This window comes from Streptomyces sp. 1-11, from assembly GCF_007176755.1.
Lineage (GTDB): Bacteria > Actinomycetota > Actinomycetes > Streptomycetales > Streptomycetaceae > Streptomyces.
Genome location: NZ_BJTV01000010.1, coordinates 27765 through 47158, shown reverse-complemented (window position 1 = coordinate 47158; position 19394 = coordinate 27765). Strand labels below are relative to the sequence as shown.

Annotated in this window: 20 protein-coding genes; 6 read left to right on the top strand and 14 right to left on the bottom strand. The window is 74.7% G+C overall.

Features of this window, described 5'->3' with window-relative positions; genetic code table 11:
* Positions 1–22 precede the first annotated feature (22 nt).
* On the bottom strand, positions 23–211 hold the full coding sequence (locus TNCT1_RS21795; RefSeq protein ID WP_160160423.1) for an antitoxin: 189 nt from the start codon (positions 209–211) through the stop codon (positions 23–25).
* Between the two features lie 153 nt (positions 212–364).
* On the opposite strand from TNCT1_RS21795, the gene TNCT1_RS21790 reads away from it, so the two are divergent.
* Positions 365–2851 carry an ATP-dependent Clp protease ATP-binding subunit gene (locus TNCT1_RS21790; RefSeq protein ID WP_143634741.1) on the top strand — a complete coding sequence of 829 codons (2487 nt, stop codon included), beginning with the start codon at positions 365–367 and terminating at the stop codon, positions 2849–2851.
* A gap of 5 nt (positions 2852–2856) precedes the next feature.
* On the opposite strand, the gene TNCT1_RS21785 is transcribed toward TNCT1_RS21790, so the two are convergent.
* Complete coding sequence (locus TNCT1_RS21785; protein ID WP_143634739.1) at positions 2857–3861, bottom strand: MsnO8 family LLM class oxidoreductase; 1005 nt, start codon at positions 3859–3861, stop codon at positions 2857–2859.
* A complete protein-coding gene (locus TNCT1_RS21780) occupies positions 3858–4295 on the bottom strand; it encodes a (2Fe-2S) ferredoxin domain-containing protein (RefSeq protein WP_143634738.1) in 438 nt (145 codons plus the stop codon). The genes TNCT1_RS21785 and TNCT1_RS21780 overlap by 4 nt, the downstream gene beginning before the upstream one ends.
* Positions 4296–4355: 60 nt before the next feature.
* Between TNCT1_RS21780 and TNCT1_RS21775 the strand changes: the two genes are divergently transcribed.
* Positions 4356–4847: a hypothetical protein gene (locus tag TNCT1_RS21775; RefSeq protein WP_143634736.1), complete on the top strand. Its 492-nt coding sequence runs from the start codon at positions 4356–4358 to the stop codon at positions 4845–4847.
* A gap of 36 nt (positions 4848–4883) precedes the next feature.
* Here the strand turns inward: TNCT1_RS21775 and TNCT1_RS21770 are convergent, their stop codons facing one another.
* Complete coding sequence (locus TNCT1_RS21770; protein WP_143634734.1) at positions 4884–5102, bottom strand: dodecin; 219 nt, start codon at positions 5100–5102, stop codon at positions 4884–4886.
* A 261-nt stretch (positions 5103–5363) separates the two neighbouring features.
* Here TNCT1_RS21770 and TNCT1_RS21765 point away from each other — a divergent pair, with 261 nt between their 5' ends.
* The gene (locus tag TNCT1_RS21765) at positions 5364–6620 is read left to right on the top strand and encodes an extracellular solute-binding protein (RefSeq protein ID WP_143634732.1); all 1257 of its coding nucleotides are present in this window, start codon (positions 5364–5366) and stop codon (positions 6618–6620) included.
* Between the two features lies 1 nt (position 6621).
* Here TNCT1_RS21765 and egtD read toward each other — a convergent pair whose 3' ends face one another.
* From egtD to egtA, 4 genes are read right to left on the bottom strand one after another with little or no spacing between them, the layout of a single operon-like run.
* Positions 6622–7584 carry an L-histidine N(alpha)-methyltransferase gene (gene egtD, locus TNCT1_RS21760; RefSeq protein WP_143634730.1) on the bottom strand — a complete coding sequence of 321 codons (963 nt, stop codon included), beginning with the start codon at positions 7582–7584 and terminating at the stop codon, positions 6622–6624.
* The gene (egtC, locus tag TNCT1_RS21755) at positions 7581–8396 is read right to left on the bottom strand and encodes an ergothioneine biosynthesis protein EgtC (RefSeq protein ID WP_143634728.1); all 816 of its coding nucleotides are present in this window, start codon (positions 8394–8396) and stop codon (positions 7581–7583) included. Before egtC ends, egtD begins: the two co-directional genes overlap by 4 nt.
* The gene (gene egtB, locus TNCT1_RS21750) at positions 8396–9733 is read right to left on the bottom strand and encodes an ergothioneine biosynthesis protein EgtB (protein ID WP_143634726.1); all 1338 of its coding nucleotides are present in this window, start codon (positions 9731–9733) and stop codon (positions 8396–8398) included. The genes egtC and egtB overlap by 1 nt, the downstream gene beginning before the upstream one ends.
* Complete coding sequence (gene egtA / locus TNCT1_RS21745; RefSeq protein WP_143634724.1) at positions 9730–11046, bottom strand: ergothioneine biosynthesis glutamate--cysteine ligase EgtA; 1317 nt, start codon at positions 11044–11046, stop codon at positions 9730–9732. The genes egtB and egtA overlap by 4 nt, the downstream gene beginning before the upstream one ends.
* Positions 11047–11321: 275 nt before the next feature.
* On the opposite strand from egtA, the gene TNCT1_RS21740 reads away from it, so the two are divergent.
* Entirely contained in the window at positions 11322–12149 is an 828-nt protein-coding gene (locus TNCT1_RS21740) for a TIGR02452 family protein (protein ID WP_143634722.1), read from the top strand.
* Between the two features lie 239 nt (positions 12150–12388).
* Here TNCT1_RS21740 and TNCT1_RS21735 read toward each other — a convergent pair whose 3' ends face one another.
* Together TNCT1_RS21735 and TNCT1_RS21730 are read right to left on the bottom strand one after the other, a co-directional pair.
* Positions 12389–12835 (bottom strand): type II toxin-antitoxin system PemK/MazF family toxin, encoded by a 447-nt coding sequence (locus TNCT1_RS21735; RefSeq protein WP_143634719.1) that lies wholly within the window; start codon positions 12833–12835, stop codon positions 12389–12391.
* 154 nt (positions 12836–12989) lie between these two features.
* Positions 12990–13409, bottom strand: coding sequence for a cupin domain-containing protein (locus tag TNCT1_RS21730; protein WP_143634717.1), 420 nt, complete (start codon positions 13407–13409; stop codon positions 12990–12992).
* Positions 13410–13505: 96 nt separating this feature from the next.
* On the opposite strand from TNCT1_RS21730, the gene TNCT1_RS21725 reads away from it, so the two are divergent.
* Together TNCT1_RS21725 and TNCT1_RS21720 are read left to right on the top strand one after the other, a co-directional pair.
* Positions 13506–14258 (top strand): metalloregulator ArsR/SmtB family transcription factor, encoded by a 753-nt coding sequence (locus tag TNCT1_RS21725; RefSeq protein WP_143634716.1) that lies wholly within the window; start codon positions 13506–13508, stop codon positions 14256–14258.
* The gene (locus tag TNCT1_RS21720) at positions 14255–14683 is read left to right on the top strand and encodes a hypothetical protein (RefSeq protein WP_143634714.1); all 429 of its coding nucleotides are present in this window, start codon (positions 14255–14257) and stop codon (positions 14681–14683) included. Before TNCT1_RS21725 ends, TNCT1_RS21720 begins: the two co-directional genes overlap by 4 nt.
* A 74-nt stretch (positions 14684–14757) precedes the next feature.
* Here the strand turns inward: TNCT1_RS21720 and TNCT1_RS21715 are convergent, their stop codons facing one another.
* The 4 genes from TNCT1_RS21715 to TNCT1_RS21700 all read right to left on the bottom strand — a co-directional run bounded on the left by TNCT1_RS21715 (position 14758) and on the right by TNCT1_RS21700 (position 19222).
* Positions 14758–16239, bottom strand: a complete 1482-nt coding sequence (locus TNCT1_RS21715) for a flotillin family protein (protein WP_143635103.1) — start codon at positions 16237–16239, stop codon at positions 14758–14760.
* Between the two features lie 132 nt (positions 16240–16371).
* Positions 16372–16590 (bottom strand): hypothetical protein, encoded by a 219-nt coding sequence (locus tag TNCT1_RS21710; RefSeq protein ID WP_174266393.1) that lies wholly within the window; start codon positions 16588–16590, stop codon positions 16372–16374.
* Positions 16591–16671: 81 nt separating this feature from the next.
* Entirely contained in the window at positions 16672–18093 is a 1422-nt protein-coding gene (locus TNCT1_RS21705; protein ID WP_143634712.1) for an amidase, read from the bottom strand.
* Between the two features lie 142 nt (positions 18094–18235).
* On the bottom strand, positions 18236–19222 hold the full coding sequence (locus TNCT1_RS21700; protein ID WP_143634710.1) for an alpha/beta hydrolase: 987 nt from the start codon (positions 19220–19222) through the stop codon (positions 18236–18238).
* Between the last annotated feature and the right edge of the window lie 172 nt (positions 19223–19394).

Genomic DNA, 19394 nt, shown 5'->3' with positions numbered 1-19394 from the left:
CGATGGTAGTCCGCCCCGTCCGTCAGGTCTGCGGCGGCCGGTCCTGCGGCTTGCCGAACTCGTCCCGCAGCTTCTCCTGACCGGTGTCGACCTGGGACTGGTACTTGTTCCCGGTCCGCTGGTCGATGTAGTCACCGCCCTTGTCGACGCCCTTGTCGGCCATGTCCTCGTGGCCCTTGAGCATCCCTTTGATCTTGTCCATGAAGGACATGTCAGCCCTCCTTGCAGTCGAGGCTTTCACCCCCAGCCTTACCGGCCCGGCCCGGAAACGCATCTCGGGGCTTCGGCGCCGCGTGCCGTGCAGATGAAAGACATATATGCGATTTTGGGGGCATATGTCTGCCCGTCGCAGAAAGGGCCGCCCATGAGCACCCCCGGTTTCGGTTTCGGACGCAGTCCGTTCGAGGAGTTCGACGAGCTGATGTCCCGGTTCTTCGGTGGCACCGGCGGCACCGGCGGCCCGGCCGCGTCCGCCCGCCGGCCCCAGCGCGTCGACATCGGCAGCCTGCTGTCGGAGCGGGCGCGCGAGCTGGTGGCCGGCGCCAGGGACATCGCCGCCGCCGAGGGCAGCGACGAGCTCGACGCCCGGCACCTGCTGGCCGCGGCCACCGAGCACGAGTCCACCCGGCGGCTGCTCACCGCCGCCGGCGCGGACCCCGACCGCATCCGCGAACGGCTCACCGCCCCCGCCGCCGGTACGAGGAGCGAGCCCGCCACCCTCACCCCGGCCGCCAAGCGCGCCCTGCTCGACGCCTACCGCATCTCCCGCGCCGAGGGCGCCTCCTACATCGGCCCCGAGCACCTGCTGCGCGCCCTCGCCGCCAACCCGGAGTCGGCGGCCGGACAGGCACTCGGCGAGGGCGGCTGGGAGCCGGCCCGGGTGCCCGCCGAGAACGCGGCCGAGCGCAAGGAGCCGAGCAGCACGCCCACCGTCGACGAATACGGCCGCGACCTCACCGAGGACGCCCGCAGCGGCCGCCTCGACCCGGTGATCGGACGGGACGAGGAGGTCGAGCAGACCATCGAGGTGCTCTCCCGGCGCAGCAAGAACAACCCGGTCCTCATCGGCGACCCCGGCGTCGGCAAGACCGCGGTGGTCGAGGGCATCGCCCAGCGCATCGTCGCCGGCGACGTGCCGAAGACCCTGGAGGGCAAGCGGCTGGTCTCGCTGGACCTGGCCGGGATGGTGGCCGGCACCAAGTACCGGGGCGAGTTCGAGGAACGGCTGAAGAAGCTGCTCGACGAGGTCGCCCGGCACGGCGACGAACTGGTGCTGTTCCTGGACGAGCTGCACACGGTCGTCGGAGCCGGCGGCGGGGGCGAGGGCGCCATGGACGCCGGCAACATGCTCAAGCCCGCCCTGGCGCGCGGTGAGCTGCACCTGATCGGCGCGACCACCGTGGACGAGTACCGCAGGCACATCGAGAAGGACGCCGCGCTGGAACGCCGTTTCGCGCCCATCCTGGTCGGCGAGCCCAGCGTGGACGACACCATCGAGATCCTGCGCGGACTGCGCGACCGCTACGAGGCCCACCACCAGGTGCGCATCACCGACGAGGCGGTCGTCGCCGCCGCCGAGCTGTCCGACCGGTACATCACCTCCCGCTTCCTGCCCGACAAGGCCATCGACCTGATGGACCAGGCCGCCGCCCGGGTCCGGCTGCGCGCCAGGACCCCGCTCGCGGACATCCGGGAGACCGAGGACCGGCTCGCGGCCCTGAACCGGGAGAAGGACCAGGCGGTCGCCGACGAGGAGTACGAGCGGGCCAAGGATCTGCGGGACCGGATCAAGGAGACCGAGGCCGAGCTGGCCGGCGCGGACAAGACCGGGGAGCAGGCCCCGAAGGTCACCGCCGAGGACATCGCCCAGGTCGTCTCGCGCACCACCGGCATCCCGGTCGCCCAGCTCACCGAGGAGGAGCGGGAGCGGCTGATGAAGCTGGAGGAGCACCTGCACGAGCGGGTCGTCGGCCAGGACGAGGCGATCACCGCCGTCGCCCGCGCGGTACGGCGGGCCCGGGCCGGCATGAGCGACCCGAACCGGCCCGTCGGCAGCTTCCTGTTCCTCGGCCCCACCGGCGTCGGCAAGACCGAGCTGGCCCGCGCCCTCGCCGCCGCGCTGTTCGGCGACGAGAGCCGCATGATCCGCCTCGACATGAGCGAGTTCCAGGAGCGGCACACGGTCTCCCGGCTGATCGGCGCCCCGCCCGGGTACGTCGGCCACGAGGAGGCCGGCCAGCTCACCGAGGCCGTGCGCAGGCAGCCGTACGCCGTGCTGCTGCTGGACGAGGTGGAGAAGGCGCACCCGGACGTCTTCAACACCCTGCTGCAGCTCCTGGACGACGGCCGGCTCACCGACTCCCAGGGCCGCACCGTCGACTTCAAGAACACCGTGGTCATCATGACGTCGAACATCGGCGCCGACCGCATCCTGGCCGCCGGCACCGAGGACTACACCAAGGTCCGCGAGGCCGTCATGCCGGTGCTCCAGCAGCACTTCAGGCCCGAGTTCCTCAACCGCATCGACGAGATCATCGTCTTCCGCGGCCTGGAGCGCGGCGAGCTGCGCCAGGTCGTGGACCTGATGCTGGAGCACACCCGGCGCCGGCTGCACGCCCAGGACGTCGCCCTCGAGGTCACCGACGCGGCCGCCGAGCTGCTGGCGAACCTCGGGTACCAGCCGGACTTCGGCGCCCGCCCGCTGCGCCGCACCATCCAGCGCGAGGTGGACGACCGTCTCGCCGACCTGCTGCTCTCCGGCGGGCTGACCGCGGGCGACCGGGCGGTGGTGGACGCGGCCGACGGCTCCGTGGCGATCCGCGCCGAGCGCCCGGCCGACGTGGCGGGCTGAGCCGCTCAGCTGCCGGGTGCGAACAGGGCGGCGAGGCGCCGGTAGGAGTCCAGCAGCGCGGCACGGTCGTACGTGCTGGTGGTGACGAGGACCTCGTCGGCGCCCGTCGCCCCGAGCACCGCCTCCAGCTCGTGCGCCACCTGGTCGGCGGTACCCGCCAGGTGGCCATCGAGGGCGGACTCGTAGAGGTCCCGTTCCCTCGCGGTCATCGCGCGCTCCTCGATCTCCCCGGCCGGGGCCAGCGGCGGGAAGGTGCCGTGGGTCCGCGAGTACGCCACGGCCCAGGCCTCCGGGACCAGCAGCCGCCGCGCGTCCTCGGCCGTCCCCGCGACCGCGACGGTCCCGGAGACCACGACGTACGGCTCGGACGCCCACGGCGAGGGGCGGAACAGCGAGCGGTACTCGTCGACGCCGCGCAGCATCCGCTCGCGCCGCCGCAGGTCCCCGATGACGATCGGCAGCCCGGCGCGGGCCGCGATCCGCGCGCCCTCGCCCATCGCCAGCACGAACGGCGGGACCCGCAGACCCTCGGCCGGCCGGGCGTGCACCCCGGTCGGGGAGGTCCCGGCGAACCAGCCGAGCAGTTCGCCGAGCTGGGCCGCGAAGTCGTCGGCGGCGTCCTTGTCCCGGCCGAGCGCCCGGCGGACCCCGTCCGTGAAGCCGACGGAGCGGCCGAGACCCATGTCGATCCGGCCCGGGAACAGCGACTCCAGCACCCCGAACTGCTCGGCGACGACGAGCGGCCGGTGGTTGGGCAGCATCACCCCGCCGGTGCCGACCCGGACGCTGCGCGTCGCCGCGGCCACCGCGGCGGCGAGCACGGTCGGCGCGGAGCCCGCGACCCCGGGCACGCCGTGGTGCTCCGACACCCAGAAACGGTGGTAGCCGAGGCCCTCCGCCTCCCGCGCCAGCGCGACGGTGTCCCGCAGCGCCTCGGCGGGCGGCCGCCCCGCGCGCGTGCGGGAGCGGTCGAGTACGGAGAACCTGGTCCGGGCGATCACTGCGCTCACGCAGGGTTCAACGCCACCGGGGCGCCAGGATTCCCGCGCCCGCCGCCCTCACCGTCCCGGGCACCGCGTGGCGCGCGGATCACCTGCAACTCCAGGGCGAGCGGGGGCTCGGCCGCACCGGGGCCGCCCGCCCGCGCCCACTCGGCGACCTCCGACGTGCAGTCGTCGTCCAGCGCGAAGCCGATCCACACCGGTCTGCCGCCGGCCCGCCGGCCCTCCGCCGACGGCCGCACCACCATGACGTTCGCCTGGTCGCAGGGCCCGAGGCAGTCGCTGGTGCGCACCTCGAACCCGCCCTCGGCGGCGGCCGCCCGCAACCGGTCGAGCTGACCGCCCGGATCGGTGCCGGGCCGCTTGGCCGGGACGCCGCAGCAGCAGCCCCGGCAGACGACGACGGTGCAGGGACGGGCGGACCGGCCGGGCTCGGAAGGCATGGCAGAAGCATGCGGCCACGGTTCGGCGGCAGTTGACACCGGGGTGGCTATGGTGACCGGGTGACAGACAGCAGCGCGCGCCCGGTCGCCGTGTTCGACCTCGACAACACCCTGGCCGACACCGCCCACCGCCAGCACTTCCTGGAGAGCCGCCCGCGCGACTGGGACGCCTTCTTCGCCGCCGCGCCCGCCGACCCGCCGCTCGCCGAGGGCGTGGAGCTCGCGCTGGAGACGGCCCGCGAGTGCGAGATCGTGTACCTCACCGGGCGGCCCGAGCGGTGCCGGCGCGACACGCTGGACTGGCTCGCGGCCCACGGACTGCCCGAGGGCCGGGTGCACATGCGCGGCGACGCCGACCGCAGGCCCGCCCGATTCACCAAGCTGGAGACCCTGCGCCGGCTCGCCCGGGGCCGGCGGGTCCGGGTCCTCGTCGACGACGACGAGCTGGTGTGCGACGACGCCGAGCGCGCCGGGTTCGCCGTCGTGCGGGCCCGCTGGGCCGACCGGTCCGCCGCGCTGGAGGACGCCCAGGAGCGGGAGGGCCGTACCTGAGGGTCCCGTGGGCCCGCGCGGAGCGGCCCCGGACGGCTACTCGGCCTCGTCCTCGATGCGGAAGCCCAGCTTCAGGCCCACCTGGTAGTGCTCGACCTGCCCGTTCTCGATCTGGCCGCGCACCTGGGTCACCTCGAACCAGTCCAGGTTGCGCAGGGTCTGCGCGGCGCGCGCGATGCCGTTGCGGATGGCCTGGTCGAGGCCCTCGTGCGAGGTGCCGACGATCTCGGTGACCCGGTAGGTGTGGTTCGTCATGCGGGGGCTCCTCTCCGGCGTGAGGAGCCGCGCGGCGGCACGCCTCACGCCCGGCGCGACCGTGCGTCACGCCGTACTCCACCGTGCCGTATCCCCGCCCGGCGCGCGAGACGTCGGCTCCCGACTCACGGCGGCGCTTGACCTGAGCATTGGTCCATACCAAAATCCTCCACACCCGTGTGCGAACGCGTGCGTTCGTCCCCCCATGTCGGGCCCCCTCCCCTGTCCGCACCACCCAGGCCAGACAGAACAGGACCCCTCGTGAGACGTCGTCTGCTCGCCCTCCTCTGTGTCACCGGCTCACTCGTCAGCGCCTGCGGCGTCCTGCCCGGCGGGCACGACCGGCAGACCGTCACCGTGTGGCTGATGAAGGACAGCGCCTCCGACGACTTCCTGCGGCGCTTCACCGAGGACTTCGAACGCACCCACGGCGACCTGCGGCTCGACATCCGCATCCAGGAGTGGACCGGCATCGTGGAGAAGGTCCGCAAGGCGCTGAAGGCCGACACGGGCGACGGCCCCGACGTCATCGAGGTGGGCAACACCCAGGTCCCGCTGTACGTCGAGGACGGGCGGCTGGCCGACCTGACCCTTGAGTCCATGCGGGACTGGGGCAAGGAGCACTGGCTGCCCGGCCTCGCCGAACCCGGCAAGGACGGCAACAACCAGTACGGCGTGCCCTGGTACGCGGCCAACCGGGTGGTCATCTACCGCAAGGACCTCTTCGAGGAGGCCGGCATCACCGCCCCGCCGAAGACCCGCGACGCCTGGCTCGCCGACACCCGGAAGCTCAACTCCGCGGGCAGCCAGGGCATATACCTGGCAGGACAGGACTGGTACACGCTCTCCGGCTTCATCTGGGACGAGGGCGGCGAACTCGCCGAGAAGAAGGACTACGACTGGCGGGGCACCCTGAGCACCCCCGCCGCGCTGCGCGGCATGGACTTCTACCGCCGGCTCCAGGCACTGGGCGAGGGTCCGGTGGACGCCGACGAGGAACACCCGCCGCAGGCCGGTGTGTTCGCGGGCGGCAAGGTCGCCCAGATCATCGGGGTGCCCGGACTCGCCCAGTCGATCGTGCGGCAGAACCCGGGCCTGAAGGGCAAGCTCGGCTTCTTCCCGGTGCCCGGCAGGACCGCGGCCCGGCCCGGCGTCGTCTTCACCGGCGGCTCCGACCTCGTCGTACCGCGCAACACCGGCGACCAGTTCGCCGCCACGGCGGTCGTCGGAGCGCTCACCGGCGCCAAGTGGGACACCGAACTCGCGCGCACCATGAACTACGTGCCCAACAAGACCACCCTGGCGGCCGCGGTGGCCGGGGAGGAGGGGGTCGCCGCCATGGCGGCGGGCGCCGCGCACGGCCGGGCGACCCCCAACACCCCTCAGTGGGCCGCGGTCGAAGCCGACAACCCGATCAAGGGGTACATGACCCGGGTGCTCGGCGGGGCCGACGCGGCGAGCGAGGCCCGCCGCGCCGACCGCAGGATCACCGAGGCCCTGGCCGACAACCTCGGCTGACTCAGCGCAGCACGCTCAACGACAGCGCGAACCGGTCCTCGGCATCCGTCCACCAGTGGGTCAGTTCGAGGCCGGCCGCCGCCAGTTCGGCGGCGATCCCGTCCCTGCGGAACTTCGCCGACACCTCGGTGCGCAGCTCCTCGCCGGCCGCGAAGTCCACGGCCAGGTCCAGCGCGGGCACCTTGACGGTCTGCGCGGTGCGCGCGCGCAGCCGCATCTCGATCCACTCCCGCTCCGGGTCCCACCGGGCCACGTGGTCGAAGGCGTCCGGCTCGAAGTCGGCGCCCAGTTCCCGGTTGACGACCGCCAGGACATTCTTGTTGAACGCGGCCGTCACCCCGGCCGCGTCGTCGTAGGCCCGGACCAGCACCCCCTCGTCCTTGACCAGGTCCGTGCCGAGCAGCAGGCCGTCGCCGGGGGCGAGCTGGGAGCGCACGAGGGCGAGGAACTCGGCCCGCTCGGCGGGCAGCAGGTTGCCGATCGTGCCCCCGAGGAAGGCCACCAGCCGGGGGCCGGGCGTCCGGGGCAGCGCCAGCGGGGCGGTGAAGTCCGCGATCAGCGCGTGCACCTCAAGACCGGGCCGCTCCGCGATGAGCGCCCGCCCGGCCTGGGTGAGGGCGCTCTCGCTGACGTCCACCGGGACGTACGCCGCCAGCGAGGTGAGCGCGTCGATGAGGTGGCGGGTCTTCTCCGAGGAGCCGGAGCCGAGTTCGATCAGGGTGCGGGCGCCGCTCGCGGCGGCGATCTCACCGGCGCGCGCGACGAGGATCTCCCGCTCGGCGCGGGTGGGGTAGTACTCGGGCAGTTCGGTGATCCGCTCGAACAGGTCGCTGCCCCGGGCGTCGTAGAACCACTTCGGCGGCAGCGTCTTCGGGCCGGCGGTGAGGCCGTCGCGGACGTCGGCGCGCAGCGCGGCGTCCGTCGCGTCCTCGGGGAGCGTGCGGGTGACGTGCAGGGGACTCAACGGCAGGGCTCCTTCTGGGATGGGGGTTTCCCCGCCCGGACCGAGCCGGGAGTGGGGGAGGGCGCCGGCTCCTCGAGTGGGGTGAGGACTGCTCCGGCGCTGCTCGCGGTGAGCACGGTGCGGTCGGGTGCCTCCTGCCAGAGCGGGTCGTCGTCGTACGGCTCGGAGGCGACGACCGTGCCCCGGCCGGGCTCGGCGCGGTACCAGAGGCTGTCGCCCCAGGCGGTGGCGGCGATGGTCCGGCCGTCGGTGAGCAGCAGGTTCAGGCGGGACGCGGGGGCCGCGGCGGCGAACCGGCGGACGGTGCCGCCGAGGGCCTCGGCAGGGTCGTCGCCGGCGCGCAGCCGGTGCAGCACCAGCGCCCAGACGAACGCCGAGTCGGTGCGCGCCTGCAGCGACAGCAGCTCGACCGGGGGCAGCCCGGACACCAGGTGCGCCGCCGTGTCCGGCCAGCCGGCGATCGCGCCGTTGTGGCTGAACAGCCAGCGTCCGGCGGCGAACGGCGCGGCCGCCGCCTCGGCGTCCGCGCCCGCGAGGGTGGCGTCGCGCACCGCGGCGAGCACGGCGCCGGAGCGCACCACCCGGGCCAGGTCGGCGAAGGACAGGTCGGCCCAGATCGGGCCGGCCCGCCGGTAGCGGGCCGGCACGGGATCGTCCGGGGCGTACCAGCCCACCCCGAACCCGTCGGCGTTGACCGTCCCGTACCGCTGCCGGCGGGGCTCCCACGACTGCCGGTACAGGCTGTGCGGGGGCTCTACGAGGAGCCGGCCGAGCGGCTGCTCCGGCCCCAGGTAGGCCAGGTGACGGCACATCAGACGGCCTCCGTGCGAGCGGTGCGGAACCCGGAGAAGATCTGCCGCCGGACGGGGTAGTCCCAGTTGCGGAAGGTGCCCCGGCAGGCAACCTGGTCCACGGCGAACGAACCGCCGCGCAGCACCTTGTACTCGGGGCCGAAGAACACCTGCGAGTACTCCTTGTACGGGAACGCCGTGAACCCCGGGTACGGCAGGAAGTCGCTCGCCGTCCACTCCCACACGTCACCGATCAACTGCCGTACGCCGAGCGGGGACTCGCCGTCCGGGTAGCTCCCGGCGGGGGCGGGCCGCAGATGGCGCTGGCCCAGGTTCGCGTGCTCGGGGGCCGGGTCGGCGTCGCCCCACGGGTAGCGCCGGGAGCGTCCGGTGGCCGGGTCGAAGCGGGCGGCCTTCTCCCACTCCGCCTCGGTCGGCAGCCGGCGCCCGGCCCAGCGGGCGTAGGCGTCCGCCTCGTACCAGCACACGTGCAGCACCGGCTCGTCGGCCGGCACCGCCTCGGTGACGCCGAAGCGCCGCCGGAGCCACTGACCGCCGTCCCGCCGCCAGAACAGCGGGGCGGTGAGGCCGTGCTGCCGGACGTGCGCCCAGCCCTCGGGGGTCCACCAGCGCTCGGTGCCGTAACCGCCGTCCTCGATGAACGCCTGGTACGCGGCGTTCGTCACCGGGGTCGTGTCGATCCAGAACGGCGCCACGTCCACCGGGTGCGCCGGGCGCTCGTTGTCCAGCGCCCACGGCTCGGCGGACGTCCCCATGGTGAACGGGCCGCCGGGGAGCAGGACTTCGGCCGGGCCGGTGAGCAGCGGGGCCGGGGCGGGATCGGGCGCGGTGAGGACCGGCGGTCCGGTGCGGAGTTGATGAGTGATCAGCATCGTCTCGTCGTGCTGCTGTTCGTGCTGCGCGATCATGCCGAAGGCGAAGCCGGCCTCGGTCAGCCGGCTGCCGTGGAAGTCCGCGGCCTGCAGCAGGTCCAGGGCCCGGCCGCGCACCTCGGAGGCGTAGCCGCGGGCCTCGGCGGGCGGCAGCAGTGGCAGCGAGGGGCGTTCGGCGCGCGAGTGCTCGAAGGCGTCGTACAGGCCGTCTATCTCGGGCCGCAGCGCCTCCCGGCCGCCGACCGCCCGCAGCAGCCACAGCTCCTCCTGGTTGCCGATGTGGGCGAGGTCCCACACCAGCGGGGACATCAGCGGCGAGTGCTGGGCGGTGAGGTCCGGGTCCTCCACGCAGTCGGTCAGCAGCTTGGTGCGGGCGCGGGCGGCGGTCAGCGACGCGGCCGCGCGCTCGCGCAGCGCCTCGGTGTCCGCCTCGGTCGTCGTCGCCTCGGTCTCGGGGGCGGTCATGTGCGGATGTCCTTCCTCCCGTGGGCCGCGCGGCGGTCGGCGCCGCACAGGCTGTCCAGCAGGTCGTCGGCCGGGCAGCGGCCCCGCGCGACATGGCGGTCCAGGTACGCGGCGACGGCGTCGACGACCGCCGGCGTGGCGCCGAGCCGGGGCAGCGCCAGGATCGCCGCCGAGAAACAGGTCACGGCGGCCTCGTGCAGCTCCGGGTCGGTGAGGCCGTGCCGGGCCGCGTCGAGCCACAGCGGATTGTGCGGCGCGGGCAGGTTCATGGCCCGTTCGGCCAGCGGCTTGACCGCCTGGTGCGCGGCCTCGGCGGCCTCCGGGTCGTCGAACAGCGCCGCGGTCACCGCCAGCGGCACGATCCAGCCGTCGTCGCCGGGCTGCGCGTCGATCATGCGCAGCTCCAGGTGGCCGCGTGGCCGGACCGGCGGGAACAGGGTGGTCAGGTGGTAGTCGAGATCCGCCCGGGTGGGCGGCCTCGGGGCGTGCGAGCGGGTCCACTCGCGGAAGGTGAGGCCCTCCGGCACGGTCCACGGGCCGCTGTCGCGGCGGACGCACATCACCGGGGAGTCCAGCACGTGCCGGGCCCAGGCGGCCCTCGGCGCCCCGTCCGGCGGGGGAGCGCCCGCGCGGCCGGCGCCGATCTCCGTCCAGTGCAGTTGCCGGGTGGAGCGCCAGCCGGTGGGCCGCCGCCCGACCAGCGGGGAGTTGGCGAACGCGGCCACCAGGACCGCGCCGAGCTGGTGGGCCAGCCACCAGCGCTGTTCCAGGCCCAGGACACCGGGCTCCTCGTGTCCGGCGTCCACGCACACCTGGACGGAGGCCGAGGCGCACATCATGTGCCGGCCGGCCGGGCCGGTGCGGTCGAGACAGGCCTCCATGGCGTCGTAGCGCGGTTCGCGCAGGAACCGGCGGGGCTCGCGCCAGGGGTCGTGGCCGACGCCGAGGAGGCCGAGTCCGTCCTTGGCGAGGACGGCGCGTACGGTCCGCAGATCGGCGGAGACGAGGTCGACGCACTCCATCAGGGAGGCGGCGGGCGGCGAACTCAGTTCGAGCTGGCCGCCGGGCTCGATCGTCAGGGGCGAACGCAGCGGCACGTTCCGCAGGGTGGCGTAGGCCGCTTCGAGTCGTTCGGGTGTGACCGGGAGCTGCGGCTGCCGCAGCTCGTGGACGAGCCATTCCACTTCGACCCCGAGGGTCCGTGGCGGCCCGGTCTTGAAGCAGATGCCCCTGACCAGGGCTTCCACCTCGGCTTCGGTGACGGCGTCGCGGCGCTCCGTACAGTCGCCGCAATCGCTCTTCGAATCGGACATGTCGGGATCCTCCTGAGATTCCACCATGCCACCGGTCCGGCCCGCGCCGGGCCCGGACTGGCACCCGTCCACCCAAGACCCTCGAGCCGATTCGCACAAGGGTGCCCATCGGGACGTTCCGGACCGGTCACCTCCGTTTCCCTGTGCGTCCCCCGGCCGTTCCGGTACCCGGGAAACTCCGTTGCACCGCGTACCAGCATCACCCAGGATGCGTGCATGAGCACGACGGGGGAGACCGCGCGGGCGGCGGTCGCGGCGCCCACGGGGGTGGCGCCATGAGCGCGCGCCTGCGCGGTGTGGCCGCTGAGACCGAGCGGATCGTGGCGGCCGGCGCCTACCGCGCGCCCGGCGGAGGGGAAGTGCCGCTCGCGGCCGCCGTCGAGGCGGCCCGGGCGGGCACCCGGCTGTACGGCCCCGAGCCGGTACCGGTGCCGCAGGCCCCGGACGCCGAGCCCGTCTTCGAGGTCACCGGCGAGAGCAGCGCCGAGGCCGCGCGCCGGCTGGCCGGCGCGCCGGTCGCCGTCCTGAACTTCGCCTCGGCCCGGAATCCCGGCGGCGGCTACCTCAACGGCGCCCAGGCCCAGGAGGAGGCCCTGTGCCGCGCCTCGGCGCTGTACACCTGCCTGCTCCAGGCCCGCGCCTTCTACGACCACCACCGCGCACACCGTGACCCGTTCTACACCGATCGGGTGATTCACTCCCCGGCCGTGCCGGTGTTCCGCGACGACCGGGGCGCCCTGCTCGACCGGCCGTACCTGGCGGGGTTCCTCACCGCGGCGGCGCCGAACGCGGGCGTCGTACGGCGTACGGCCCCCGAGCGGGCCGGCGACCTGCCGGCCGCCCTCGCCCGGCGTGCCGAGCGGGTCCTGGAGACCGCCGCCGCGCACGGTTACCGGCAACTGGTGCTCGGGGCCTGGGGCTGCGGCGTGTTCCAGAACGACCCGGCGCAGGTCGCCGGGGCCTTCCGGACGCTGCTCGGACCCGGGGGGCGGTTCGCGCGGACGTTCGAGCATGTGGTGTTCGGCGTCCTGGACCGCACGCCGGGGGCGACGGTCCGAGAGGCCTTCGCGCGCTCCTTCCCGCAGGGCGCGGTCACGGGCTGACGGGCCGGCGGGCGGCGGGAGCCGGCCCGGGACAGTCGCGTTCGCCGGCCGGGGTGCTTCATCGGTCGGAGTGCCACCGGCCAGGGGTCGTCGTGCCACCGGCCGCCGGCTGTCGTGCCACCGGCCGCCGGTCGTCGTGCCACCGGCCAGGGGGCCGCTTCACCGGCCAGAGCCAACGGACCGCCGGCCGGAGGCGTCGGACCACCGGCCAGAGCCAACGGACCGCCGGCCGGAGCCCGTCAGGTCCAGCCGTACCGCTCGTGCAGCCGCTGCCTGACCAGGCTGAAGCGCATCCGGTCCAGCGCGCACGCCTCCCGGCGCATGCCGTCGTCGTGGAGCCTCAGCACGCGGTCCACGTCCACCCACGAGTCGCGGCCCGACCGGTCCCAGGGGCCGCTGCCGATCGCCACCCACTCCCGGTCGCCGTCGTGCCGCTTGCTGGAGAGCTGGACGGCGAGGACGGTGCCCGTCGCCTCCCGGGCGACCACCAGCACCGGCCGGTCCTTGCCGCGGCCGTCGTTCTCCTCGAACGGCACCCAGGTCCACACGATCTCGCCCGGGTCGGGGTCGCCGTCGTGGGCGGGGGAGTACTCGGTACGCACCCGGCCGACCCCGCGCGGGTCGGCCTCGGTGGTGGCGTGGGGGCCGAAGCGGCCCGGGACGTTCTCATCGGTAGGCGTGCTCACGGACAGCACCCTAGGGCCTGACGTGGGCACGCCGGGAGCGCGGGGGTGCTCGCCGGGCGGGCGTCCGGCCGCGGTGAACGGGGGGCCGCTTCCGCGGAGTTGCCGGCCGGCGCCGGGGCGGCCGAGGCGAAGGCCCGCGCCCGGCGCCCGCGCGTCACGCCGGGGCACCGCCGTGCGACCGGATCTGCATGCCGGGGCGGCGGCGGTGCACGGTCAGGTAGGCGAGGCCGGCGGCACCGGCGGTGACGCTGCGCGTGGAGCCGTGCGGCAGCCACAACAGCGCGCCCTCGGTGAGCGGCTCGGCCTCGTCGCGGGCGCCCTTGCCGAGTACGCCGTTCCCGGAGACGACCAGGACCAGCACGTCCAGGTTCGGCTCGGTGTGCGTGTCGATGCGCGCGCCCGGGGCGAGCCGGACGAGATTGGCGTCGAGCTGGCGCCCGCCCTCGGCCAGCTTCCACAGCACGCCCGACGGGAGCGGAGGATCGGCGGCCAGGGCACGGGCGTCGCCCAGGACCCGCGGTTCCGGCCCCGTGCCCCGGCCGGAACCGGCCCCGGTCTCGGACGACGACGTCATGCGCACCCCTCGCTGTCTCGGCTCGGACGGCCACCCTACAATTACTCCACACGGGTTTCGTGAAAAATACGCGCAGGTGGAAGTGGGTGACCGGCCTTGGCCGCACGGCGGAACCCGCGCCGCCGGGAGGTGCTGGACGTGCTGCGGGCCGCCCCGGCGCCGCTCGGGGTCGCGGCGGTGGCCGAGCGGATGGGCGTCCACCCCAACACCGTACGGTTCCATCTGGACGCGCTGATGGCCGAGGGCCTGGTGGAGAGCGGCGCCGAGGCCCCCTCGGGTCCGGGCCGCCCCCGCACCGCCTACCGCGCGCGGCCCGGTATGGACCGCGGCGGCGCGCGCGGCTACCCGCTGCTGGCGAGGATGCTGCTCAGCCGCTGGGCGTCCGCCGATCCCGCCGAGGCGCGCGCGGAAGCGGAGGAGACCGGCCGGGCCTGGGGCCGCCTCCTGGTGGATGAGCCGCCGACTCCGCCGACCCCCGAGCCGCCGACGCGGCCGATCTCCGAGTCGCCGACGCCGCCGACCCCCGAGCCGCCGACCGCCGAGCGCGCGGCCGCCCGGCTCGTCGGCCTGCTGGACGACATGGGCTTCGCCCCGCGGCCGGAGGGTGTGTCCGGGCCGGGCGGGCCACCGGCCCGGATCCGGCTGGAGCACTGTCCCTTCCTGGAACTCGCCGAGGAGTACGGCCGCTTGGTGTGCCCGCTCCATCTCGGCCTGATGCAGGGCGCGTTGAGCGGGCTCGGCGCGCCGCTGACCGCCATCGGCCTGGAACCCTTCGCCGAACCCGGCTTCTGCCTCGCCCACCTGGGCGGGGCGAGGACCGCAGAGCAGAAAGGGGCGACCCCCCGATGAACACCGCTTCGGCCGCCACCGCGAGTGCGGTGGTGTTCGTCTGGCTCGGAATGGTGCTGGCGATCTCCTTCCTGGAGGCGCCGCTGAAGTTCCGCGCGCCGGGCGTGACCATCCCCCTCGGTCTGGGCATCGGCCGGCTGGTCTTCCGGGCGCTGAACGCCGTCGAGACCGTCCTGGCCGTCGTCGTGATCGCCGCCGTCGCCCTGGGCGGCGCCACGGCCGGGACCGGGTGGCTGACCGCGGCCGTCGCCGTGCTCCTCGCCGCCCAGCTCGCCGTCGTCAGGCCGCGCCTGAACCGCAGGTCCGACCGTGTGCTCGCGGGTGAGGAGCTGCCCCGCTCCCGTGGCCACCTCTGGTACGTGGCGCTGGAGCTGGCGAAGGCCGCGGCCCTGATCGCCCTGGGCGTGGCGCTGCTCCGGAGCTGACCGGAACGGCGCGACGGCCGGGGCCCCGGTGGGGAACCCCGGCCGACGGACGGCCCCGTAAAGACCGAAAGACCTCAGCCCTCCTGCTCCACCGGTACCTTCTGCGAGGCGGGCGGCACCGTCCCGTTGAGCGAAGTGTCCGGCGCCGCCTTCCCGTTGTGGTTCGTCGACGCCAGCAGCTGGCGGGCGAGGCCGAGGCCGGTGCCGCCCATGGTGAGCGCCTTGGCGAACAACTCGGCCATGCCGTCGGCGCCGTTGAGCAGCACCATGTTGTCCACGTTGCCGAACGCGGACGCCCCCGCCTGCACGATCTCCGGCCAGTTCTCCGCGAGTTGCTGGGCGACGACGGCCTCCTGGTTCTCCGCCAGGGCGGCCGCCCGCGCCTTGATGGCCTCCGCCTCGGCGAGGCCCTTCGCCTTGGTCGCCTCGGCCTCGGCCAGACCCTTGGCCTGGGCGGTGGCGGCCTCCGCCTCACCGGTGGCCCGGGTCGCCGCGGCGGAGGCCGCGCCCCGGGCCTTGGTCGCCTCGGCCTCGGCGCCCGCGGCCGCCTTGACCCGGGTCGCCTCGGCGGCCGCCGCGAGCTCCGTCTCCTTCGCCTTGGCCTGCGCCGCCGAGATCCGCGCGTCGCGCTCCGCCTCCGCCAGCGTCCGCTTCTCGTAGGCCCGGGCGTCGGCGGGCTTGCGCACGTCCGCCTGGAGCTGCTGCTCACGCCGGTGCGCCTCCAGTTCGGCGACCCGGGTCTCCTGGACCACGACCTCCTGCCGGGCGGCGGCCGCGGCCAGCGGACCGGCCTGCTGCGCCTTCGCCCCCGCCTTGTCCCGCTCGGCCTGGTAGCCGGCCTGCAGGATCTCGCTGTCCCGGGTGGCCTCCGCCATCCGGGCGTAGGACTGCTGCTCCGCCTCGGTGGCCAGCCGGTTCGCCTCGGCCTGCGCGATGCGCGCGTCCCGCTGCACGGCCGCCGCGTGCGGCATGGCCAGGTTCTGGATGTATCCGGTCGGGTCCTCGATCTCGTGGATCTGCAGCGAGTCGACGATCAGACCGAGCTTCTCCATCTCCGTGCCGCACGCCGCCCGGGTCTGCCCGGTCAGCTTCTCCCGGTCGCGGATCATGTCCTCGACCGTCAGCCCGCCCACGATGGACCGCAGATGGCCGGCGAAGACGTTGTGCACCCGCTCCGACATCAGCCGCTGCTGGTCCAGGAAGCGGCGCGCCGCGTTGGCGATCGACACGAAGTCGTCGCCCACCTTGAAGATGACCACGCCCCGCACCTTCAGCGGGATGCCCTGGTGGGTCACGCAGTCCACCTGCAGCTCGGTCTCGTTGAGATCCAGCGAGAGCTTGCGCACCGCCTGCACACCGGGCAGCACCAGCGTGCCGCGCCCGGTGACGATGCGGAATCCCATGCCCTCCTCGAGCCCCTCGGTGCGGTGCTTGGACCCGGAGATGATGAGCGCCTCGTTCGGCTCGGCGACCCGCCACATCATCTTGAACAGCCCGATCAGCACGAGGACGGCAACGACGGCCGCCCCCGCAACGACGCCGATCACCATCGGCATTCGCCCCCTTTGCATGGTGCCCTCCCGGCACCGAACGAAGGGAGTGTGCGCCCGTGGCGACGCGCCGAGAAGACCTCGGCCCGTCCTTGTCGCAATCTTGATGCACAAGCCCTCACCTGGGGCGGCGCACGCTCAACTGTCGTACGCGGCGGTGACGTACACCGTTCTCGGCGGCAGGTGCTCCACCACCATCACCACGGTGCCCCGTTCCAGGCGGCCGGCGCCGTCGGCGGCGTAGGCGAGGAAGTGCTCGGCGCCGCCGCGCACCCGGACGATCACCTCGCCGACCAGACCGGGCCCGATCGTCCCCGTCACCCGTCCCATGAGCCCGACCATCGACGCATCGTCCATGGCCACAGGGTAAGGGCGGAACGCGCCCCCGCCACCGGGCCGTTCGGCCCTTCGGCCGGGCCGCTCGCGTGCGCCGGGCCGTCAGACCACTCGGGCGTCCGGCTCCGCCACCGGCGGCCACCGCTCGTGCCAGCGCAGCTCCGCCTCCAGTTGCGCCGCCAGGGACACCAGCAGCGGCTCGCTGGCGGCGGGACCCAGCAGCTGGGCGCCCACGGGCAGGCCCTCGCCGACGAACCCGGCGGGCACGTTGACCCCGGGCCAGCCCAGCACGTTCCAGGGCCAGGCGTAGGGACAGGCGGCGATCATGGCGCGGTCGGTGGCCAGCCCGCCGAGCCCGGACAGGGCGCCGATCGCGGGCGGGGGAGCGGCCGTCGTCGGGGCGAGCAGCACGTCGTAGGAGTCGAAGAAGGCACCGATCCGCCGGTGCAGGACCGCCTCGGCGCGCCGGGCGGCGCGCAGCGGGGCGCCGCCGAGCAGCCGGCCCAGCCGGGCCGCGCCCCGGGTGCGCGGGTCGAGCAGCGCCAGGTCGGGAGCCTCACGGACGTAGTCGGCGATACCGGCGGTGGCCCGGGGGACGAAGGTCAGCCCGATCTGCCCGTAGGGCGGGTCGGCCTCCTCCACGATGTGCCCCGCCGCGGTCAGTGTCTCGGCGAGTTCGAGGACGCGGGCCCGTACCTCGGGGCGCAGGCGCGCGCGTACGGCGGTGAACGGGGGCTTCAGCGACAGCGCGATGCGCAGCCGGCCGGGGTCGCGTCCCACCGCCTGCGACACCGTCAGGGCGGGCGGCCGGTGCGGGTCCCGGGGGTGGTTGCCGCCGGCCGCGTCGAGCAGCAGGGCCGCGTCGGCGACCGTGCGGGCCAGCGTGCCGTTGACCGTGATGCCGTGGAAGGCCTCACCGCGCGGCCAGGTCGAGATGCGCCCGCGCTGTGGCTTGATCCCGACCAGATGGGTCCAGGAGGCCGGGATGCGCACCGACCCCGCGCCGTCCGAGCCGAGCGCGGCGGGCACCAGACCGGCGGCGACCGCGGCCGCGGAACCGCCCGACGAGCCGCCGGGCGTGTGTCCCGTGTGCCACGGGTTGCGGGTCTCCCCGAACGCCGGTCCCTCGGTGAACGGCCACTGGCCCAGCTCGCAGGTGTTGGTCTTGCCGACGATCACCGCCCCGGCCGCCCGCAGCCGCCGTACCGCCTCCGCGTCCGCCGCGGCCGGCGGGAACTCGCCCCGGCAGCCGAAGGCGGTCGGCTCGCCGGCCACGTCCATGTCGTCCTTGACCGCCACCGGCACCCCGAGCAGCGGCCGCCGCCCTCCGGCCGCCAGCTCCCTGTCGGCCGCGTCGGCTTCGGCGAGCGCGGCCTCGGCCCGCACCAGCCGGAAGGCGTTCAGCGTCGGCCGGGCGGCCTCGATGCGGGCCAGGGCCCGCTCCACCAGCTCCCGCGAGGTCACCTCCCCGCCGGCGAGCGCGCGGGCGGACTCCGCGAGTCCTGCGGCACGGTCGGGCGTCATTGCCGGGTACCTCCGAGAGCCTGCGGGCACGATGTCTACCGAACGGTAACCTCAAGGCGGGGGCGGCCGTACAGCTTCGGCACGGGCGACATCCGGTCATGTTCGGCCGGGCGGCCGGCGTCCGCGCGCGGCGTCCGCGCCGTCATCCGGCCAGCAGTCTGCGCAGCCACGCCAGCCGGGCCGCCCGCGCAGCCCGGGACAGGGAGGCCCGCGGGACGAGTCCGTCGAAGCCGTGGAAGCCGCCGGGCCAGACGTGGAGTTCGGCCACGCCGCCGCAGCCCCAGATGCGCGAGGCGTAGGCGACGACCTCGTCGCGGAAGGTCTCCGCCGAGCCGACGTCGAGGAAGGCCGGGGGCAGGCCGGACAGGTCCGTGGCGCGGGCGGGGGCGGCGTAGGGGGAGACGCCGGGGCCGCCCCGGCGGTCGCCGAGCAGCGCGGTCCAGGCGGTGTCGTTGGCGGTGCGGTCCCAGACGCCGACGCCCGCCATCTGGTGGCTGGAGACGGTGTCGTTGCGGTCGTCGAGCATCGGGTACATCAGGAGCTGGCCGATGACCGGCGGGCCCTCGCGGTCGCGCAGCAGCAGGGCGAGCGCGGCGGTCAGGCCGCCGCCCGCGCTGGCCCCGGCGAGCACGATCCGGTCCGGGTCGCCGCCGATCTCCTCCGCGTGCCCGGCCGTCCAGACCAGGCCCGCGTACACGTCCTCGACCGGCGCCGGGTGCGGGTGCTCGGGCGCGAGGCGGTACTCGACCGAGACGACCACGGCGCCCAGTTCCCGCGCCCAGTTCAGCGGGGCCTCGACCCCGGCCCGGTTGTGGCCGAGGATCATGCCGCCGCCGTGCACGTGGTAGATCACCGGCAGCGGGGCGGCGGGTGCGGCGACCGGGCGGCAGATGAGCAGGGAGACGTCCGGCGCGCCCCCGGGACCGGGCACCGCGCGTTCCTCCGCCTCGAACGCGCCGCCCATCGTGACGTCGAACAGCTCGGCCAGCTCCTTGCTCGCCCCCTGCCGGGCGGTGGGGATCTCGTCCGGCGTCAGCCCGGGCGGGACCGTGTCGCCGGCCGGCTCCAGCACGGCCGCGAGCTCCGGATCGAAGGGGGGCGGCGGGGACGGGGAGTGGACCGGGGGCATGCCTTCTCCTCACCTGACTCGACGGGGCGCGGGTCGCGCGTCCTCGCGACACGTATGACCCGTACGCCTGTTTCGAGTCCTCGGTGTCCGCCGGACGGCGGCTGCCCGTCCGGGTCCGGCCGGGACATGCCGAAGGGGCCGGAACCCACCGGTTCCGGCCCCTGACGGTGTG

Excerpts from the sequence above, each read along its gene's own strand:
- TNCT1_RS21795 (WP_160160423.1), bottom strand. The coding sequence starts at position 211 with ATGTCCTTCATGGACAAGATCAAAGGGATGCTCAAGGGCCACGAGGAC.
- TNCT1_RS21790 (WP_143634741.1), top strand. The coding sequence starts at position 365 with ATGAGCACCCCCGGTTTCGGTTTCGGACGCAGTCCGTTCGAGGAGTTC.
- TNCT1_RS21780 (WP_143634738.1), bottom strand. The coding sequence starts at position 4,295 with ATGCCTTCCGAGCCCGGCCGGTCCGCCCGTCCCTGCACCGTCGTCGTC.
- TNCT1_RS21770 (WP_143634734.1), bottom strand. The coding sequence starts at position 5,102 with ATGACGAACCACACCTACCGGGTCACCGAGATCGTCGGCACCTCGCAC.
- egtC (WP_143634728.1), bottom strand. The coding sequence starts at position 8,396 with ATGTGCCGTCACCTGGCCTACCTGGGGCCGGAGCAGCCGCTCGGCCGG.
- egtB (WP_143634726.1), bottom strand. The coding sequence starts at position 9,733 with ATGACCGCCCCCGAGACCGAGGCGACGACGACCGAGGCGGACACCGAG.
- egtA (WP_143634724.1), bottom strand. The coding sequence starts at position 11,046 with ATGTCCGATTCGAAGAGCGATTGCGGCGACTGTACGGAGCGCCGCGAC.
- TNCT1_RS21740 (WP_143634722.1), top strand. The coding sequence starts at position 11,322 with ATGAGCGCGCGCCTGCGCGGTGTGGCCGCTGAGACCGAGCGGATCGTG.
- TNCT1_RS21730 (WP_143634717.1), bottom strand. The coding sequence starts at position 13,409 with ATGACGTCGTCGTCCGAGACCGGGGCCGGTTCCGGCCGGGGCACGGGG.
- TNCT1_RS21720 (WP_143634714.1), top strand. The coding sequence starts at position 14,255 with ATGAACACCGCTTCGGCCGCCACCGCGAGTGCGGTGGTGTTCGTCTGG.
- TNCT1_RS21715 (WP_143635103.1), bottom strand. The coding sequence starts at position 16,239 with ATGCCGATGGTGATCGGCGTCGTTGCGGGGGCGGCCGTCGTTGCCGTC.
- TNCT1_RS21710 (WP_174266393.1), bottom strand. The coding sequence starts at position 16,590 with ATGGACGATGCGTCGATGGTCGGGCTCATGGGACGGGTGACGGGGACG.
- TNCT1_RS21705 (WP_143634712.1), bottom strand. The coding sequence starts at position 18,093 with ATGACGCCCGACCGTGCCGCAGGACTCGCGGAGTCCGCCCGCGCGCTC.
- TNCT1_RS21700 (WP_143634710.1), bottom strand. The coding sequence starts at position 19,222 with ATGCCCCCGGTCCACTCCCCGTCCCCGCCGCCCCCCTTCGATCCGGAG.